This window comes from Pseudomonas taetrolens, from assembly GCF_900475285.1.
In the GTDB taxonomy this organism is placed as follows: Bacteria; Pseudomonadota; Gammaproteobacteria; order Pseudomonadales; family Pseudomonadaceae; genus Aquipseudomonas; species Aquipseudomonas taetrolens.
In genome coordinates this window covers 3,440,376-3,458,363 of record NZ_LS483370.1, presented here as the reverse complement: position 1 = coordinate 3,458,363, position 17,988 = coordinate 3,440,376, and the positions used below count along the sequence as shown (strand labels likewise).

The window sequence follows — 17,988 nt, the reverse complement described above, 5'->3', positions numbered from 1 at the left end:
TTACAACTCCACCGTGGTTGATTCGTGTAAATGCATCAGATTACCGGCCAATGGAAGGCGCAGGGTAAAACAGGTGCCTTGATCAAGGGTGGACTGTACTTCCATTTGGCCTTTATGGTTGTTGGTAATGATGAAGTACGACACGGACAAGCCGAGCCCTGTGCCCTGGCCAACTTCCTTGGTCGTAAAAAAGGGTTCGAAAATCCGTTTGCGCACGTATTCCGGCATGCCGGCGCCATTGTCCTCGACCTGTATTTCAGCCCAGGGTGGATTGAGTCTTGTGCGCAGGATGATCCGCCCTGGCTCGTGCGGATCGCGGCGCTGGTGAATCGCCTGGGCGGCGTTCTTCAGCAGATTGAGCAGGACTTGTTCCAGCTCGTTGGGAATGCCGGGGACGGGGCCGAGTTGCGGGTCGAACTGGCGGGTAATGGCTTGTCCCTTGAAGTCAAAACCGATGGCCAGGTCAAAATCATTACTGGCGATATCCACGGCTTGATCAATCAGGGCCGATAAGTCGCAGGGGCTCATTTGCCGGTTGCTGCGTCGACTGAAGCTGAGCATGTGGGTGACGATTTTAGCGGCTCTGGCGCCAGCCTGTTGAATGCCGTCGAGCAGCTCCGGCACTTCTCGCGCCTGTAGATACTGGCTGATGGCATTCAGGTCTATTCCGGCCTGTGCCGCCTGCTCGATATTCTTGGGAAGGTCGCTCGACAGGCGTCGGCGAATGTTTTGCACGTTGTGCAGGATGGCGCCCAATGGATTGTTGATTTCATGTGCCATTCCGGCTGCCAGGCCGCCGACAGAAAGCATCTTTTCTGATTGCACCATCATGTCTTCCATCGACAGGCGCTGAGTAATGTCATCGATTCGAATCACTACCCCGCGTCCGCTTCCCCCCATCAGCGGGTAGAACGTCAGGGCGTAGTGCCGTGCTTCGTCGCCGTGGCCCCAGGTCACGCGCTCGATCTTGGTGACCTGGTGGTGGGCGATGGTGTCCTTGAGCTGTGGCACGAAGGGTTGCAACGGCTCAAAGGCGAGGTAAATCAACTGATTCATGGCTTCATTCAACGGCGTTCCTGAGAGCGTGCTGGCCTCCTGATTCCATTGCGTGACATAAAGCTGCTCGTCCAGTGCAATCAAGGCCGAGGGCATGGAGTCGATGATGCAGTTCAGATAGTTCTGGAAACCGGTGAGGGTTTTTTCGATTTTGCTTCGAACCTGAACCTCTTTCTCCAGCTTGCGATTGGTATGGCGGGTTTCTTCGGCCAATGTCTGGGCTTGATCGTAAGCCCCTTGGGCTTCGTCTCTTGCGCGCTTGAGTTCCTGTTCGCGCGCTTCAATGCGCGACAGCATGGTATTGAACGCTTCTGCCAGGTTACCGATTTCATCGTTATTGCCGGGAGCGGCGCGCAAGGCGTAGTTCTCTTCCCGGGTGACCTGGCGAGACAGTTCCTCAAGTCGATGGATAGGCTGGGTAATCAGGCGCTTGATCTGCCGGGCCACGGCAAACCACAGTAAAACGCTGAAGACCAGTATTCCCAGGCTCGCAGCGAATGTGCCGGTATAAAACGCGGTGGGCAGTTCACTGCTGGCTACCAACAACAAGTGTCCGGGGGGCTGGTCGCCGTTGAGCAGGGGGGTGAGGTGATTGCTGCGTAACTCCGTCAGGCGCCAGGCTTCAATCTGGTGATAGTGCTTGGGGAGGTGCAGGTGCTCACCCTGTTGCAACTGCGCCAATCGCTCGCCGTTACTGTCATAAATGGCCGCGGCCCGCAGAGGGGCATAGCTGCCGATTTCTTTGAGCAAGGCGTTGGCGTCTTCGGGGCTGTTCAGCGCTCTGGTGACAAGGGCTGGATTTGAAGTCAGCCTGCCCAGGGTCTGCAAGGCTTGCGGGGCGGTACTTTCATGGGAAATCCAGTAAGCCACGCTGATAAACGTCAAATTGGCCACGAGCAGGACCGTTGTCAGCAGCACAAGGAGGGCGGCCAGCAACTTCTGGCCGACCGGCAGGTTTTCAAGGCGCTGGCGCAAGGGCATGGGATGGCCGCATAAAGAGGAACACGCCTTCAGGGTAGCGCGGGCCTCAGTTAGAGGGCAATCCGCGCCGTTGCAGGTGCACGGTCAGCCGCTGGTACAGTTGCTCCAGGTGGGGCAGGGTGAGCTGTTGACGGTGGGCGGCTTCGCAGGCGTAACCCAGCAGGTAGCTGATTTCGGTGCGCCGACCCTGGGCCACGTCCTGATGCATCGAAGAGTAGTTGTTGGCAGTGGCCGCGATGACCCGGCTCACTTCATCGCTGAGGTCGATGGCTGCTTCGGGTTGTCCGCAACCCTCAAGCAAGGTGGCCAGTTCGGCGCATAAAACTTCGACCTCGGTGTGGTGGGCTTTCAAGCCGCCATTCTGGCAATCATGAAGCACCGTCAGGGGATTGATCGCACAGTTAAGGGCAAGTTTTCGCCACAGCCGGCCGACAATGTTCGTGCTCCACTCATGACGGATACCACTGCGTTGAAGTTCTTCGAGCCACAGCGGTGCGGGCCCCTGATGGGCGTCACCGAGCCAGGTATTGCCGTGCCCGGCAAACACTGCGCGCCAGTCGCCATCACGAAAGGCGCCTTCGGTGCTGGAGGCAAAGATGCAGCGCGCGTGCGGAACGCGCTCGGCAACGGCTTGCTGGCTGCCCAGGCCGTTTTGCAGCAGGATCAGCTCAGCATCCGGGCTAAGCCGTGCGGCGATCTGCGCAACGGCACGTTCGGCGTCATAGGCTTTGCAAGTCACCAGCAAGCGCCGGATCGGATCGTCGTCTTCAGGGAGCTGAGCGTCGATGAGCAGCCGTTGCGCGTGGTCGCCCTCAACCAGCGTCAATCCTTGAGCTGCTTGGTAGGCTTTCAGGCGCGCTGGGTTACGCACGATCAGCCGGACCGGAAGCCCCGCTCGTGCCAGTCGTGTGGCCCACAACGTCCCCATGCTTCCGGCACCCAGAATGTGCCAGAGCCCGGACGCCCGGGGTGAGGAATCGGCAGCAGTTTGTGGGATGAATGCGTTTGGCATGTGTGCTCGCAAGTGATTGAGGTCGAAGAACCGCTATAATGCCCGCGCATTTTAACTGTCAGGCCAGGCGCGCTCCATCTGTGTTGAGCGTGCCCTTTTACTATTGGAGAAAATCACATGCCGTCGTTCGACGTGGTATCCGAACTGGACAAGCACGAAGTCACCAACGCCGTCGAAAACGCCGTCAAGGAACTGGATCGCCGTTATGACCTCAAGGGCAAGGGCTCTTTTGAGTTCAAAGAGAAGGACCTGACGGTGAACCTGACTGCTGAAGCTGACTTCCAGCTGGAAGCAATGATCGAGATCCTCAAGCTGGCATTGGTCAAGCGCAAGATCGACGTTCAGTGCCTTGAGGTCAAGGACGCTTACGCGTCAGGCAAGCTGATGAAGCAGGAAGCCGTGCTTAAAGAAGGCATTGATAAAGAGATGGCGAAGAAGATCGTCGCTCATGTCAAAGATGCCAAGCTCAAGGTCCAGGCTGCCATTCAGGGTGAGCAGGTGCGCATCACCGGCAAGAAACGTGATGACCTGCAAGAGGCAATCGCTGCCTTGCGCGCCAAGACCTTCGACCTGCCGCTGCAATTCAACAACTTCCGCGACTGATCACGGGGGCTTAAGCAGTCCTTTCGCGTCGTAATGACGCGACTAAGGGGGCTGCGGGAACCTATGGCCAGCATCGGCGTCCGTATTTCCCGGGTAATGCAGAAACGATTGAGCGTTATCCGCTCAATCGTCTCGCTGAATAAATGATATGCCGGGTTTCGGTAGAAGGAGAGATAAATGGATTTGAACACTGAAGTCGATCAACTGATCAAGGCCTCAGAGGCCTGGATTCCGATGATCATGGAATACGGCAGCCGTGTTTTGCTGGCGTTGGTCACGCTGGCAATAGGCTGGTGGTTGATCAATCGGGTGACCTCCAAGCTGGCTCATTTGCTGGCGCTGAGAAAGGCTGATCAGGCTCTGCAAGGCTTTATCAGTAACCTGGCCAATATCATCCTCAAGATATTGCTGGTGGTCAGCGTCGCTTCAATGATCGGCATCCAGACGACGTCGTTCGTGGCAGCCATTGGTGCGGCAGGCCTGGCCATTGGCCTGGCGTTGCAGGGTAGCCTGGCAAACTTTGCAGGCGGGGTGCTGATTCTGTTGTTCCGTCCGTTCAAGATCGGTGACTGGATCGAAGCCCAGGGTGTGAGCGGGACCGTTGACAGCATTCAGATTTTTCACACGGTGCTACGCACCGGTGACAATAAAACCGTCATCGTACCGAACGGCAATCTGTCCAACGGCATCATCACTAACTACAACCGTCAGCCGACGCGCAAAGTGGTGTTCGATGTGGGTGTGGATTACGACGCGGACCTGCAAAAGGTACGTGAAGTGCTGCTGACGTTGGCCGATGATCCGCGCGTACTGAAGGATCCTGAGCCTGTCGCAGTCGTGACGGCTTTGGGCGACAGTGCAATCACCGTGTCGCTGCGTGTTTGGGTGAGCACCCCGGATTACTGGGATGTGCTGTTCATGTTCAACGAACGCTCTCGTGATCGCTTGAAGGCGGCAGGTGTTGATATTCCTTTTCCGCAGCGTGTGATTCGCATGGTTCAGGAAGCTGCCGCGCAATAAGCCATGAGGTAGCGCTACGAGCAACCTCTCATTAACAAAGTTAGTGGGTATGCAAATTAAAGGGGCCGCGGCCCCTTTAATTGTTTTTGCTTTCAGTGAAACAAGCCGGTCGCAAAGCAATAATCCATACTGATAATTACTTGCATTAAAGTTAGTTGGTTAGCTTGCTATATATCTGCATCGATCACGCAGGCATAAAAAAGCCACGCACCTTATGCAAGGGCGTGGCTTTTTATTGAACCGGACTTGTGATTATGCTCTAAGGCCGTAATTAAAAGATGTTCAATGGGTACTCAACGATGACGCGAACGTCGTTGGTGTCTGTACCGTAGTTGCTGGTAGTACGATAAATCGCGCTACGCAGGCGGAAAGACAGGTCTTTGGCCGGGCCTTCCTGCATGACGTATTTGCTTTCGAAGTTGAACTCGTGCTCTTTGCCTTCGCCTTCGCTTGTGGAAATGTTGTCACCCTTCACGTAGCGAGCCATGAAGCTCAGGCCTGGAACGCCGTAGCTGGCCATGTTCAGGTCGTAGCGACCTTGCCATGAACGCTCGTCCTTGCCGTTAAAGTCGGAGTACTGCACGGAGTTGGCGAGGAAGATGGTGCCGCCGCCGTCAACGCCATAGTAGTAGCCGCTGTCACCGCTGGAGCGCTGGTGAGCGATGGTGAACTTGTGGGCGCCAAGGCTATACGCAGCTGCCAGACTCCAGATTTTGTTGTCAACGTCGCCTGCCAGTTCCTTGCCTTCGCTCGAAGTCCGGTAGCCGTTGAAGTCGAAGTTCAGGGCTTGGGAGTCGTTGATAGGCAGGGTGTAGTTCAGGTTGGCGTATTGCTTCTTGAAGTAGTCTTCAACATCGGATGCGGCCACGCCACCGACCAGGTTGTCAGTGAACTGGTAGGTCGCACCGGCAATGTTTGCCGACGTCATATGCAGGCTGTCGTGGTACATGCCGGTCTGCGAGCTCATGCCGGTGAAACGGCCTGCGCTCAGTTCCAGGCCTTCGATTTCCTTGCTGGTGAGCAAGGTGCCGGTAGCGACTTCAGGCAGCAGGCGGCTGTCGTCCGTGGAGAGAACCGGGCTGGCAACGAACTGGTTACCGTATTTCAGAACGGTGTCGGACAAGCGCATTTTCACCGCACCGCCAGCCTTGGACTGAGTGTCTTCCGGGGAGCCGTCGCTGTTGGTGGCGAACAGACCGTTACCTGCGCGGCCACCGCCGCCGTCCAGGCGTACTGTGCCCATGGCGAACGCATCAACACCCACGCCAATAGTGCCTTGAGTGAAGCCGGACTCGTAGTTGAGCAGCTCGCTCAGACCCCAGGATTCACGGTAGCCGCTTTTAAAGCCGCCGCCTGGTTTTGCAATATTGCCCGCACCGTTGCGGAAGTCGCGATTCATGTACAGCATGCGGGTTTTGGAAGTCAGCGAGCTGTCTTCAATGAAACCTTTGGATTCGTCCTGAGACGAAGCCATTGCGAACTGAGTTGTGCCGGCTGAAACAGCCAGGGCGATCATGCTCCACTTCATCACGCGCATCGTGATTTGCTCCTTTGGTTTTTAGGAAGAGTACTGCCGTCCCACCTGAATTTATTATCTGGGGCGGCTCTTTCTTTTTGTGTCGGCGCAAACTTATATCACGCCGGCCATGTTGGCGATACTTGCCCTCAAAAGCTTTCGGCTTCTTTACGGCATGTCGCAAATTGCACCCTACATGTCGCAAGCGCGTAGCGTTGTGCAGTGTTCCAGTATGTTTTCAGTGAGGGATACGTGTGAAAAAAAAGCACGTGCACAGTCATTGAAATCGCCTTGTCCTTAAGGTCCGGCTATTGTTGTTTGTCGTCAGGTTTACAGCACTCCGGCCGAGGCCCTGAGGACGATGGCAATACCTCATGCAACAAGCATGCTCAAGTTGCCCTGAGGGTTAAAAAATAATGCATTCCGGCTTTTTTGGGCGAATCTGCTCGGGAGGCGCTCGAATAAAACGTTGAAAATTTAAAACGGGTCACGGGTTTTTTCGTTGCAAGGTCAAATGCCGGTGCTGATCGAATCTGCAAAGCGTTACCGGTTACCTCTTGTTGGGGTGCTTGGTGACATTTAGGTGCACTCATAGCGCCCTGGATGTGCAGTTTTGGTGCATGCCTGTTTCTGTGCCGCAAGGGCTGCACGGGTCTGCATCCGCTGGCGTGCAGGTGCCGGTTGAGGTGATGTGGGCGCCAATCAGGCGTATCCTGCTGCTCTGTCGCTTGGCGGTTGATGCAGATGATCGGGCATCGTGTTGAGCTTAAATTACCGGTCAAACAGGAGAGTCTCCCGTGTTCGTTATGGATACACGCCTTCAAGAGGATACGTGGCTGATAGGGGACTTCCCCTTGTGCCGTTTGCTGCTTTCCAATGATTCGAATTACCCCTGGTTCATTCTGGTGCCGCGACGCGAGGGTATAAGCGAGTTGTTTCAATTGAATGACCACGATCAACAGCTGATGTGGAATGAAACGACGGCTTTGGCGCAGGTGCTGAAAGAAGTGTTTGGTGCGGATAAAATGAACGTCGCCACGCTGGGCAATGTGGTCAGTCAATTGCACATGCATGTGATTGTCCGTTATCAGGCAGACGTGGCATGGCCAGGACCGGTCTGGGGCAAGCATCCCGCGAAGCCGTATACACGTGATCAGGTGTGTGCAATCCGTGACAGGCTAAAGCCGGTTCTTGATGCAGGCTTCACTTTTTCGGAGGGTGAGTCATGACGCTCGAAGCGCGGGTGATGGATCTTGAAAGTCGACTGGCTTTTCAGGATGACACCATTCAGGCCTTGAATGATGTGCTGGTAGCGCAACAGAACGCTGTTGACCGTTTGCAAATGCAGATGGCTGCCTTGCTCAAGCGTCAGGAAGAAATGGGCGGGCAGTTCGAGTCGTTCGAGGAAGAAGCGCCGCCTCCGCATTACTAGAGTATTCAGGCAATAAAAAAACCGCGAAGCAGCCTGGCTGATCGCGGTTTTTTTTCAGGCTGGAATCAACGGCGTGGCAAAGCAGCAATCACATCTTCAGCTTGCAGGCCTTTGTCGCGGTTCATTACCGAGAACTCAACGCGTTGTCCTTCTACCAATACGCGGTGACCTTCGCCTCGAATGGCACGAAAGTGGACAAAAATGTCATCACCGGAATCTCGGGAAATAAAGCCGAAACCCTTGGACGTATTGAACCACTTTACAGTGCCTGTATCGCGGTTGGTCATGTCATAGCTCTGCGAGGCTGCAGAAGGAGACGACTTGTAGAAGCTGACTGCCAGATGAAGCAGAACGGCAATGACTGCGGGTACGAGACCCAGCAGGACTGCAGGTTGCTCGCCGATCGGCAGCAGAAGGCCGAAGAGGGTAAGCGTTTGCAGGACCACGGAAAGAACCATCAGGGCGCTGACCAGGTTTTGCAATTGATGACGCGGGCCTTTGTTCCAGAAGGGAATCACTGGAGCCAGTGTCAGGTTGAGCAGGCCAAGGAAAGCCAGGTACAGCGCATCGGCATGTTGGAGGTAAGGTACAGCGTCAGATTGCAGGCTGGGAATGAAGGACAGCAGCAAGGCAGCTGCGCCCGTTAGCAGGTGGACGATTTTCAACATTTCAATTAACTCACATTAAGACGGATCAGCAAGGAAGAGCTGATGGCGCACGGTTCGCTTCTGAAAAAATGGAGGCGCCGGACACGTACGGGGCATCAGCCTATGCGCCTTCCCCAGAGACTTGGTGAAGGCGACACGCTGCCTATTTAACAGCAAAGCTTGGGCCTTCTCAAATTAAGCGTATGGCAGTGCCTGTGAGAATCATTACGCAAGACGGTCCGAATTATGCGTGCTTATCATGAAAGCATTGTCCTAGACATTCGTAGTCCTTTTCTTGTGTTCAGGCGGATTGAAATGAGAAGAGCCGGAGTGCCCTAACTTCATTGATGGGGCGACCGTTGGTCGATTTTTTTGTTTGACTCCGTCAGGTACTTTAAATCGTCCCCGTAAAGTATGGGCGACAGTCTATGTTGTTTGTCTGGCAATGAAACTAATAAGTTGCGTAATGCTCGTTAAGTTGTCGTGTGCGCTCTATGGCGTCTGAACGTATTGTGCGGGAGGTGAATGCAAGGTGTGGTGTTTCATATATGGATATATGAAGTGGATAGTCAGGGCTCCGGTTAGGGCATTTGTTTTTTCAGCATGATCCGCGGGGCGGCGAGTTCCGGAGACGGTGCGCTGTACGGGAGGGCTGCAGGTGAGTGTGAAAAGGCTCTTGTGGCACCGGTCGGGCTGTGTGATGTCTGGTGTCTGCTGTGGTGCAGGGCAGTCGGGCTGTGGCTGAGGCGGTCGGCAGGATCTTATTCTTCAGTTGCGCCGAGAGCCCTCCTACATATTTGAGAGGAGGGTCCGCTGGAAGGGAATTCTTGCATAATGTTTTCATGAGGTGCGTCTTTCAATAAAAGTTTATGGGTTAACAACAGTTGCAAGGGAGTGCTTTCAATATGGGACGGTTAGTTCGGCAGGAGAGTGTCGGTGGCAGGATGCTGCAAAGAGTTCGGGTCGATCCTGTTGTTCTTGATTTTGGCATGGCATTGGCCCAGCCACTTTCACGGTCGGTCAGGCTGAATGGTTTTGCCACATGTTTACGGCTGGAAGAAGTGTATTGGGAGGTATTGTCTGATATTTCCCGTGTTAACGATTGCTCCATCAATGCACTGCTGTCTTATATCGACAGAGAAGTGCACTTGCGCCATGGCGGCGTAAAAAACTTCAGCGGGCTCATTCGGGTTGTCTGCGTCATGCATCTCCTCAAGGCTGGGCGTGTCGCACGGGGAGGGGGGCATGCACAGGTGTTCGTGAGTTGAAAGAGGGGGTGAGCGCGCGAGGGCGTGTTCGGCGGCTTGTAATCTTTCGGTATTCGTGATGCATTTAGGGCGCAATGGCGCCTCATGCGGCTGCAATGGCTCGATTTACCAGATATAATCACGCGCTTTGCTGCGTGGCCCTCTATAAGGGTTGCCGCTAACGGATTGTCGAGACACGCCAATGCCCATGTACGATTACCAATGCGCTTCCTGTGGTCATCAGCTGGAAGCCATTCAAAAGATCAGTGACTCACCGCTGGTTGATTGTCCTGCCTGCCAGGCCCCTGAATTGAAGAAGATGCTGTCGATGCCTGGCTTCCGCCTCAGCGGTACCGGCTGGTATGAAACAGACTTCAAGACAGGCTCGAAAAAGAATCTGGCAGGCGGCGACAAGTCCGACTGAGGTTGAACGAACGCAGTCAGAACACAAGCGGGCTCTTGCAATGCTCCCGGCACCGACGGTGCGCAAGACCTCCACCGAATTTCGAATTACGAGAAGTGAAACCACTATCATGATGCGCAGCCATTATTGCGGCCAACTGAACGAAAGCCTGGAAGGCCAGGAAATTACCCTTTGCGGATGGGTCCACCGTCGCCGTGACCACGGTGGGGTGATTTTCCTCGATATCCGTGATCGTGACGGTCTGGCTCAAGTGGTATTCGATCCGGATCGCGCTGAAACCTTCGCTGCGGCCGACCGTGTGCGCAGTGAGTACGTCGTCAAGGTCACCGGCAAGGTGCGCCTGCGTCCTGCCGGTGCTGGCAACGCCAACATGGCGTCGGGCATGATCGAAGTTCTGGGTTACGAACTGGAAGTCCTGAACGAAGCTGAGACCCCGCCATTCCCGCTCAACGAATTCTCTGACGTTGGCGAAGAAACCCGCTTGCGTTATCGCTTCATTGACCTGCGTCGTCCGGAAATGCTCGAAAAGCTGCGTCTGCGTTCGCGCATGACCACCAGCATTCGTCGCTATCTGGACGAAAACGGCTTCCTGGACGTCGAAACACCGATCCTGACCCGTGCCACCCCTGAAGGTGCGCGTGACTACCTGGTGCCGAGCCGTACCCACGCCGGCTCCTTCTTTGCCCTGCCGCAATCGCCGCAGCTGTTCAAGCAATTGCTGATGGTGGCCGGTTTTGACCGTTACTACCAGATTGCCAAGTGCTTCCGCGACGAAGACCTGCGTGCCGACCGTCAGCCTGAGTTCACTCAGATCGACATCGAAACCAGCTTCCTCGATGAAAAAGACATCATGGGCCTGACCGAAGGCATGATCCGCAACCTGTTCAAGGAAGTGCTGGATCTGGAGTTCGGTGAATTCCCGCACATGACTTTCGAAGAAGCCATGCGCCGTTATGGCTCCGACAAACCGGACCTGCGTAACCCGCTGGAACTGGTTGACGTTGCCGACCAGCTCAAAGATGTGGATTTCAAGGTGTTCAGCGGCCCGGCCAACGATCCCAAGTGCCGCATCGCCGCCCTGCGAGTACCGGGCGCCGGCAGCATGCCGCGCAAGCAGATCGACGACTACACCAAGTTCGTCAGCATCTACGGTGCCAAAGGCCTGGCGTACATCAAGGTCAACGAGCGCGCCAAAGGTGTTGAAGGTCTGCAGTCGCCGATCGTGAAAAACATCCCTGAAGCCAACCTGAACGTAATCCTCGATCGTGTGGGTGCGGTTGATGGCGACATCGTGTTCTTCGGTGCCGACAAGGCCAAGATCGTTAGCGAAGCCCTGGGCGCCCTGCGCATCAAGGTCGGTAATGACCTGAACCTGCTGACGTGCGAGTGGGCGCCGATGTGGGTTGTCGACTTCCCGATGTTCGAAGAAAACGATGACGGCAGCTTCAGCGCGTTGCACCACCCGTTCACCGCGCCTAAATGTTCGCCTGAAGAGCTTGAGGCCAACCCTGCCACTGCGCTGTCCCGCGCCTATGACATGGTGCTGAACGGTACTGAGCTGGGGGGCGGTTCGATCCGTATCCATCGCAAGGAAATGCAGCAAGCTGTTTTCCGTCTGCTGGGTATCGAAGAGGCAGAACAGGAAGAGAAATTCGGCTTCCTGCTGGATGCCCTGAAGTACGGCGCACCGCCGCACGGCGGTCTGGCCTTTGGTCTGGATCGTCTGGTGATGCTGATGACGGGCGCTCAATCGATTCGTGAAGTGATTGCCTTCCCGAAAACTCAGAGCGCCGCCTGCGTCATGACCCAGGCTCCGGGCCTGGTTGATGCCAAGGCACTGCGCGAGTTGCACATTCGTTTGCGCGAACAGCCTAAGGCAGAGTAAGTCTGACCTTCAAAGGCGCATCTCCGGATGCGCCTTTGTCATTGGGTCGAGAATTTTTATTGCCGGACCCGGTCTCACCCGGGGTTCGACAACGTGGCATAAAAGGATTCGGAGTAGGTTATGGCAGGTCATTCTAAGTGGGCGAATATCAAGCACCGCAAAGAGCGTCAGGATGCCAAAAAAGGCAAGATTTTCACCAAGTGGATTCGCGAACTGACCGTTGCGGCCCGTCAGGGCGGTGCTGATCCAGGTTCCAATCCGCGTTTGCGTCTGGCCCTGGACAAGGCCTTGGGCGCGAACATGAGTCGCGACATCATTGACCGTGCAGTTGCTCGAGGTGCTGGCGCAGCTGACACTGACGACATGGTCGAGCTGAGCTACGAGGGGTATGGCCCGGGTGGTGTAGCGGTAATGGTTGAGTGCATGACTGACAACCGTAATCGTACAGCCGCCGCGGTGCGTCACGCATTCAGCAAGTGTGGTGGCAATCTGGGCACGGACGGCTCTGTAGCGTATCTGTTCGAGCGCAAGGGGCAGATATCCTATGCGGCAGGTGTTGATGAAGACGCTTTGATGGAAGCGGCGATGGAGGCGGATGCCGATGATGTCGTGACCAATGAAGATGGCTCCATTGATGTATTCACGTCGTTCTCGGGTTTCTATGCCGTGCGCAATGCCCTTGAGGCGGCTGGCTTTACGCCTGCTGACGCCGAAATCGTGATGTTGCCGACCACCAGCGCCGAGCTGGATCTGGAGGGCGCGGAAAAGGTACTCAAGCTGATCGACATGCTTGAAGACCTGGACGACGTGCAAAACGTGTACTCCAATGCTGAAATTCCTGATGCAGTCCTAGAACAGCTAGCCTGATACCTTGCTGTAATCCTTGAGGCCGGATGTGCAACGCCGCGAAGATCGTGTGCTGTGCACCTCCGGCTTCTGCCTTTAAGCTGTCCGGGTTTGTGCCCGTGGGCATCACTTCATAAGCTGCAGGCGTTATGACTCTTATTCTTGGTATCGATCCTGGTTCGCGAATCACTGGCTACGGCGTGGTGCGGGACACCGGGCGTGGCTGTGTGTATGTGGCTTCGGGTTGTATTCGTACAGGCAGCGGCGAGCTGCACGAGCGGTTGCAGATCGTCTATCGCGGAGTACGCGAGGTCATCCAGACCTACGGGCCGGTTACGATGGGCATCGAAAAAGTGTTTATGGCCCGCAATGCCGACTCGGCGTTGAAACTGGGGCAGGCGCGGGGTGCTGCCATTGTGGCGGGTGCCGAAGAGAGCCTCGAGATTGCCGAATACTCGGCCACTCAGGTCAAGCAGGCAGTGGCGGGGACGGGGGGCGCCAACAAAGAGCAGGTGATGATGATGGTCATGCACTTGCTCAAGCTCACCACCAAGCCGCAAATCGATGCCTCGGATGCCCTGGCGATTGCTCTATGTCATGCGCACACCCGCTCCAGTCTGTTGCCCCATGGTTTGGGTGCTGCGCGCAGCCGGGGTGGGCGCCTGAGGTTGTGAGACGTTTTTTTTAATGAATTCGAGCTTGCTGGCAGCGTTTCATCTGCAATGATGAAACGCTGCCGCTCTACTTGTCAGCCATTGATCTGGCCAGAGAAAAGGATCTGAAACGTGATTGGACGCTTGCGCGGGACTCTGGCTGAAAAGCAGCCGCCGCACCTGATTCTTGATGTAAACGGCCTGGGGTATGAGCTGGAAGTACCAATGACCACGCTTTATAGGCTGCCTTCACTGGGAGAGCCCCTAACCTTGCATACGCACCTGGTGGTTCGCGAAGACGCTCAATTGCTCTATGGTTTCATTGGCAAGCGTGAGCGTGATTTTTTTCGTGAGCTGATTCGACTTAACGGTGTCGGCCCCAAACTGGCCCTGGCATTGATGTCCAGTCTGGAAGTTGATGAACTGGTCCGGTGCGTGCAGGCTCAGGACACGTCGGCGCTGACCAAGGTGCCGGGTGTCGGCAAGAAGACAGCTGAGCGGTTATTGGTTGAACTCAAGGATCGTTTCAAGGCATGGGAACAAGTGCCAAGCATGTTTGCGCTGGTCCCCAACCAGCCCGACGCACCGGCACCCGTGGCCAGTGCCGAAAGCGATGCGGTCAGCGCCTTGATTTCCCTTGGCTACAAGCCACAGGAGGCGAGCAAGGCCGTCTCGGCGATCAAGGACAAGACATTGAGCAGTGAAGACATGATTCGCCGTGCCCTTAAGGGAATGATTTAAGTGATTGAAGCCGATCGTTTGATAACCGCCTCCAGCGGGCGAGACCGGGAAGAGGTTCAGGATCGGGCAATCCGCCCTTTGAGCCTGGCTGACTACATTGGTCAGCCAACGGTTCGCGAGCAGATGGAGCTGTTTATCCAGGCCGCTCGCGGGCGTTCCGAGTCGTTGGATCACACGCTGATTTTCGGCCCTCCGGGGCTGGGTAAAACCACGCTCGCCAATATCATTGCCCAGGAAATGGGAGTGTCGATCAAAAGCACCTCGGGTCCTGTATTGGAGCGCCCGGGTGATCTGGCGGCATTGCTGACCAATCTTGAGCCTCACGATGTCCTGTTTATCGATGAAATCCATCGGTTATCACCCATCGTCGAGGAAGTTCTTTACCCGGCGATGGAGGACTTTCAGCTCGACATCATGATTGGTGAGGGGCCGGCTGCCCGTTCGATCAAGCTCGATTTGCCGCCGTTTACGCTGGTGGGGGCGACGACGCGTGCGGGTATGCTGACCAACCCGTTGCGCGACCGTTTTGGCATTGTTCAGCGGCTTGAGTTTTACAGCACGGATGACCTGGCGACGATCGTCTCGCGTTCGGCCACTATTTTCGGCTTGCCGCTGGATCCCGAGGGCGCCTACGAGATTGCCCGGCGCGCGCGCGGAACGCCGCGAATTGCCAATCGCCTCTTGCGGCGTGTCCGGGATTTCGCTGAAGTACGCGCCAAGGGGCATATCACCAAGTCGGTGGCTGACCTGGCGCTGAACCTGCTGGACGTTGATGAACATGGTTTTGATCATCAGGATCGGCGCTTGCTGTTGACCATGATTGAAAAATTCGATGGCGGGCCCGTCGGTATCGACAGCCTCGCAGCGGCGATCAGTGAAGAGCGCCATACGATTGAAGATGTACTGGAGCCTTATCTGATTCAACAGGGCTACATTATGCGTACGCCTCGTGGTCGTGTTGTGACCCGTCACGCGTATTTGCACTTCGGCTTGAACATTCCGTCCCGTATGGGCGAGATGCCGACAGCGGATGAGTTTTTGAACGCTTTGGGTGATTAATAAGCCCTTTGGGATCGATTTTTTCAGGGTTTTTGATGTCACAGGGACGGGTGCTGAAAATCCCGGGTCTTAAAGGCCGGGAAAGAGTGAAAAAACAGTCGCTTGGCGGATTGGCAACCTGAGGAGTAAGCACTAGAGTATGCGCGCGCAAAACAGGCTTGAGCCGTTCGCACACCGCTGTCGCGTTTATTACGAAGACACCGATGCGGGTGGCGTCGTGTATTACGTAAATTATCTAAAGTTTATGGAACGGGCTCGAACCGAAAGGCTCCGGGAACTGGGTTTTTCCCAGTCCGCGCTGGTGGGCGAGAACCTGTTATTTGTCGTGCATTCCAGCGAGGCGCGTTACCACGCACCGGCGCGACTGGACGATGAACTGTTGGTAAGTGCGCAAGTGACAGAACTCAACCGTGCCAGCCTGCGCTTCAAACAGCAGGTCTGGCGGGCTGCAGATACAACACTGCTCTGCGAAGGGCAGTTTTTGGTGGCCTGTGTGCGCGCCGATAGTTTCAAACCCCGGGCCATTCCCGAAGCCTTGCGTACGGCCTTTGCCGACGTGAGCGGCGCGGGTAAACATTTAGAGCAGGAGATAAAGCGTGGAAGCTAACGTCGTCGACCATTCCTCCATGTGGAGCTTGGTCAGCAATGCCAGCATCGTTGTTCAGTTGGTAATGTTGATCCTGGTAGCTGCATCGGTTACCTCGTGGGTCATGATTTTTCAGCGCAGCACCATGCTGCGCGCCGGTCGACGTGCCCTTGAAAGCTTTGAAGAGCGCTTCTGGTCGGGCATCGATTTGTCGAAGCTGTACCGTCAGGCAGGCAGCAATCCTGATCCGGACTCAGGCGTTGAACAGATTTTTCGTGCGGGTTTCAAAGAGTTCTCCCGTCTGCGTCAGCAGTCGGGTGTAGACCCTGAAGCGGTCATGGAGGGTGTGGCGCGTGCCATGCGCGTGGCGATTTCCCGTGAAGAAGAGAAGCTTGAGCAAAGCTTGCCGTTCCTCGCCACGGTGGGCTCTGTCAGCCCGTATATCGGCCTGTTTGGTACTGTGTGGGGGATCATGAACTCCTTCCGCGGGTTGGCAACTGCCCAGCAAGCAACCCTTGCCACGGTGGCACCGGGTATTGCCGAAGCCCTGATCGCGACTGCGATCGGTCTTTTCGCTGCGATTCCGGCGGTGATCGCCTACAACCGTTTTGCTGCACGTAGCGAAACGCTGATCAGCCGTTACTACACCTTCGCCGACGAATTCCAGGCGATCCTGCACCGCAAAGTGCACACCAGCGAAGAATAAGCAGGTAATTTCCAATGGCTTTAATCGCCCGAGCTCGACGCAAGCGCAAGCCGGTTGCCGAGATGAACGTAGTGCCTTACATCGACGTGATGCTGGTACTGCTGGTCATCTTCATGGTGACCGCACCGATGCTCAATCAGGGTGTGAAGGTTGATTTGCCCAAGGTCTCCAGCGAGGCCTTGCCGCAAGACAACAACACTCAGGTTTTGACTATTTCGATCAAGGCTGACAAGACCTATTTCTGGAACCTTGGCAGTGAAGTCGACACCGAAAAGCAGATGGACAGGGCCATGACCCTGCCTCAGATGACTGACGCCGTGACTAAAATCATTCGCGCAGGCAACGAAGGTGGCAAGCAGACCCAGGTCTTTATTCGCGGTGACAAAACCGTGGATTACGGCGCTGTAATGGGTGCCATGGGCGGCCTGCAAAAAGCCGGGGTCGGTAACGTTGGCTTGATAACCGAGGCTCCCTGATGCGCGAACAGCGGGAGCCGTCCGCCTCTGAGAATTACTTTTGGCCTACAGTCTGGGCGATAGGGCTGCACATCCTGATTTTTGGCATGCTGTTCGTCAGCTTTGCCATGACGCCGGAGCTGCCGCCCTCCAAGCCTATTGTTCAAGCGACGCTGTACCAGCTCAAGTCCAAAAGTCAGGCGACCACCCAAACCAATCAAAAGATTGCAGGGGAGGCGAAGAAGTCCGCCGCGCGCCAGACCGAAGTCGAACAGATGGAACAAAAAAAGGTTGAGCAGGAAGCTGTAAAGGCCGCTGAACAAAAGAAAGAAGAGTCTGCAGAAAAGGCGGCTGAGGCGAAGAAAGCCGACGAAGCCAAGGCCAGTGAAGCCAAGAAAGCTGATGAGGCCAAAAAAGCCGACGAAGCGAAAAAGGCGGATGCTGCCAAGAAGTCTGCTGACGCCAAAAAGGCTGAAGAGAAAAAGCTGGCTGACATAGCCAAGAAGAAGTCTGAGGCAGAAGCCAAGAAAGCCGCTGAAGAAGAGGCGAAGAAGAAGGCTGCCGAAGACGCCAAGAAAAAGGTTGTCGAAGATGCGAAGAAAAAAGCAGCTGAAGACGCCAAGAAAAAGGCCGTAGCAGACGCAGCGAAGAAAAAGACCGCTGATGATGCGAAGAAAAAAGCGGCTGCCGATGCTGCCAAGAAAAAGGCCGTGGAAGCAGCGCGCAAATCGACCGAAGATAAAAAGGCCCAGGCTCTGGCGGATTTGCTGTCTGATACGCCGCAACGCCAACAAGCCCTGGCAGATGAGCAGGGTGATGAGGTCGCAGGAAGCTTCGACGACTTGATTCGTGCCCGGGCAGCAGAAGGGTGGGCTCGTCCTCCTTCGGCGCGCAAGAATATGACAGTAGTGCTGCAAATCGGCATGTTGCCTGATGGCACGGTAACCTCAGTGACGGTTGCCAAGTCCAGCGGTGACGGCCCGTTCGATAGCTCGGCTGTGGCAGCGGTCAAGAACATTGGCCGTCTAACCGAAATGCAGGGCATGAAGCCCAGCGATTTCAATCCTTATCGATCATTCAAGATGACATTCACCCCTGAGGATCTAGCCTTGTGATTAA

General features: G+C 55.6%; 19 protein-coding genes. 15 read left to right on the top strand and 4 right to left on the bottom strand.

Annotated features, from left to right (window positions below; genetic code table 11):
* Together DQN55_RS15940 and DQN55_RS15935 are read right to left on the bottom strand one after the other, a co-directional pair.
* A complete protein-coding gene (locus DQN55_RS15940) occupies positions 1-2,037 on the bottom strand; it encodes a sensor histidine kinase (protein ID WP_048379297.1) in 2,037 nt (678 codons plus the stop codon).
* Positions 2,038-2,083: 46 nt separating this feature from the next.
* Positions 2,084-3,049, bottom strand: coding sequence for a putative 2-dehydropantoate 2-reductase (locus DQN55_RS15935; RefSeq protein ID WP_074702976.1), 966 nt, complete (start codon positions 3,047-3,049; stop codon positions 2,084-2,086).
* A 117-nt stretch (positions 3,050-3,166) separates the two neighbouring features.
* On the opposite strand from DQN55_RS15935, the gene DQN55_RS15930 reads away from it, so the two are divergent.
* Positions 3,167-3,652, top strand: coding sequence for a YajQ family cyclic di-GMP-binding protein (locus DQN55_RS15930; RefSeq protein ID WP_048379301.1), 486 nt, complete (start codon positions 3,167-3,169; stop codon positions 3,650-3,652).
* Between the two features lie 177 nt (positions 3,653-3,829).
* Positions 3,830-4,672, top strand: a complete 843-nt coding sequence (locus tag DQN55_RS15925; protein WP_048379303.1) for a mechanosensitive ion channel family protein — start codon at positions 3,830-3,832, stop codon at positions 4,670-4,672.
* Between the two features lie 271 nt (positions 4,673-4,943).
* Here the strand turns inward: DQN55_RS15925 and DQN55_RS15920 are convergent, their stop codons facing one another.
* Positions 4,944-6,209 carry an OprD family porin gene (locus DQN55_RS15920; protein ID WP_048379305.1) on the bottom strand — a complete coding sequence of 422 codons (1,266 nt, stop codon included), beginning with the start codon at positions 6,207-6,209 and terminating at the stop codon, positions 4,944-4,946.
* A gap of 776 nt (positions 6,210-6,985) precedes the next feature.
* Between DQN55_RS15920 and DQN55_RS15915 the strand changes: the two genes are divergently transcribed.
* Positions 6,986-7,417, top strand: coding sequence for an HIT domain-containing protein (locus DQN55_RS15915; protein ID WP_048379307.1), 432 nt, complete (start codon positions 6,986-6,988; stop codon positions 7,415-7,417).
* Positions 7,414-7,620 carry a SlyX family protein gene (locus tag DQN55_RS15910; RefSeq protein ID WP_029611570.1) on the top strand — a complete coding sequence of 69 codons (207 nt, stop codon included), beginning with the start codon at positions 7,414-7,416 and terminating at the stop codon, positions 7,618-7,620. Before DQN55_RS15915 ends, DQN55_RS15910 begins: the two co-directional genes overlap by 4 nt.
* Before the next feature lie 65 nt (positions 7,621-7,685).
* Here DQN55_RS15910 and DQN55_RS22550 read toward each other — a convergent pair whose 3' ends face one another.
* Complete coding sequence (locus DQN55_RS22550) at positions 7,686-8,288, bottom strand: cold-shock protein (protein ID WP_048379309.1); 603 nt, start codon at positions 8,286-8,288, stop codon at positions 7,686-7,688.
* An 884-nt stretch (positions 8,289-9,172) separates the two neighbouring features.
* Between DQN55_RS22550 and DQN55_RS15900 the strand changes: the two genes are divergently transcribed.
* The 11 genes from DQN55_RS15900 to tolA all read left to right on the top strand — a co-directional run bounded on the left by DQN55_RS15900 (position 9,173) and on the right by tolA (position 17,984).
* The gene (locus DQN55_RS15900; RefSeq protein WP_074702974.1) at positions 9,173-9,535 is read left to right on the top strand and encodes a ribbon-helix-helix domain-containing protein; all 363 of its coding nucleotides are present in this window, start codon (positions 9,173-9,175) and stop codon (positions 9,533-9,535) included.
* Between the two features lie 181 nt (positions 9,536-9,716).
* Positions 9,717-9,938 (top strand): FmdB family zinc ribbon protein, encoded by a 222-nt coding sequence (locus tag DQN55_RS15895; RefSeq protein ID WP_003441220.1) that lies wholly within the window; start codon positions 9,717-9,719, stop codon positions 9,936-9,938.
* 109 nt (positions 9,939-10,047) lie between these two features.
* Positions 10,048-11,823 (top strand): aspartate--tRNA ligase, encoded by a 1,776-nt coding sequence (gene aspS / locus DQN55_RS15890; RefSeq protein ID WP_048379315.1) that lies wholly within the window; start codon positions 10,048-10,050, stop codon positions 11,821-11,823.
* Positions 11,824-11,943: 120 nt separating this feature from the next.
* Positions 11,944-12,690: a YebC/PmpR family DNA-binding transcriptional regulator gene (locus DQN55_RS15885; protein ID WP_048379317.1), complete on the top strand. Its 747-nt coding sequence runs from the start codon at positions 11,944-11,946 to the stop codon at positions 12,688-12,690.
* Positions 12,691-12,818: 128 nt separating this feature from the next.
* The gene (gene ruvC, locus DQN55_RS15880) at positions 12,819-13,343 is read left to right on the top strand and encodes a crossover junction endodeoxyribonuclease RuvC (protein ID WP_003441230.1); all 525 of its coding nucleotides are present in this window, start codon (positions 12,819-12,821) and stop codon (positions 13,341-13,343) included.
* Between the two features lie 111 nt (positions 13,344-13,454).
* A complete protein-coding gene (gene ruvA, locus DQN55_RS15875) occupies positions 13,455-14,063 on the top strand; it encodes a Holliday junction branch migration protein RuvA (protein WP_048379320.1) in 609 nt (202 codons plus the stop codon).
* Positions 14,064-15,122 (top strand): Holliday junction branch migration DNA helicase RuvB, encoded by a 1,059-nt coding sequence (gene ruvB, locus DQN55_RS15870; protein ID WP_048379322.1) that lies wholly within the window; start codon positions 14,064-14,066, stop codon positions 15,120-15,122.
* A gap of 139 nt (positions 15,123-15,261) precedes the next feature.
* Positions 15,262-15,729, top strand: coding sequence for a tol-pal system-associated acyl-CoA thioesterase (gene ybgC / locus DQN55_RS15865; RefSeq protein WP_048379324.1), 468 nt, complete (start codon positions 15,262-15,264; stop codon positions 15,727-15,729).
* Positions 15,719-16,414, top strand: a complete 696-nt coding sequence (tolQ, locus tag DQN55_RS15860; RefSeq protein ID WP_048379326.1) for a protein TolQ — start codon at positions 15,719-15,721, stop codon at positions 16,412-16,414. The genes ybgC and tolQ overlap by 11 nt, the downstream gene beginning before the upstream one ends.
* A gap of 23 nt (positions 16,415-16,437) precedes the next feature.
* A complete protein-coding gene (gene tolR, locus DQN55_RS15855; protein WP_162199347.1) occupies positions 16,438-16,890 on the top strand; it encodes a protein TolR in 453 nt (150 codons plus the stop codon).
* Entirely contained in the window at positions 16,890-17,984 is a 1,095-nt protein-coding gene (gene tolA, locus DQN55_RS15850) for a cell envelope integrity protein TolA (RefSeq protein WP_048379329.1), read from the top strand. The genes tolR and tolA overlap by 1 nt, the downstream gene beginning before the upstream one ends.
* The last annotated feature ends 4 nt before the right edge of the window (positions 17,985-17,988 follow it).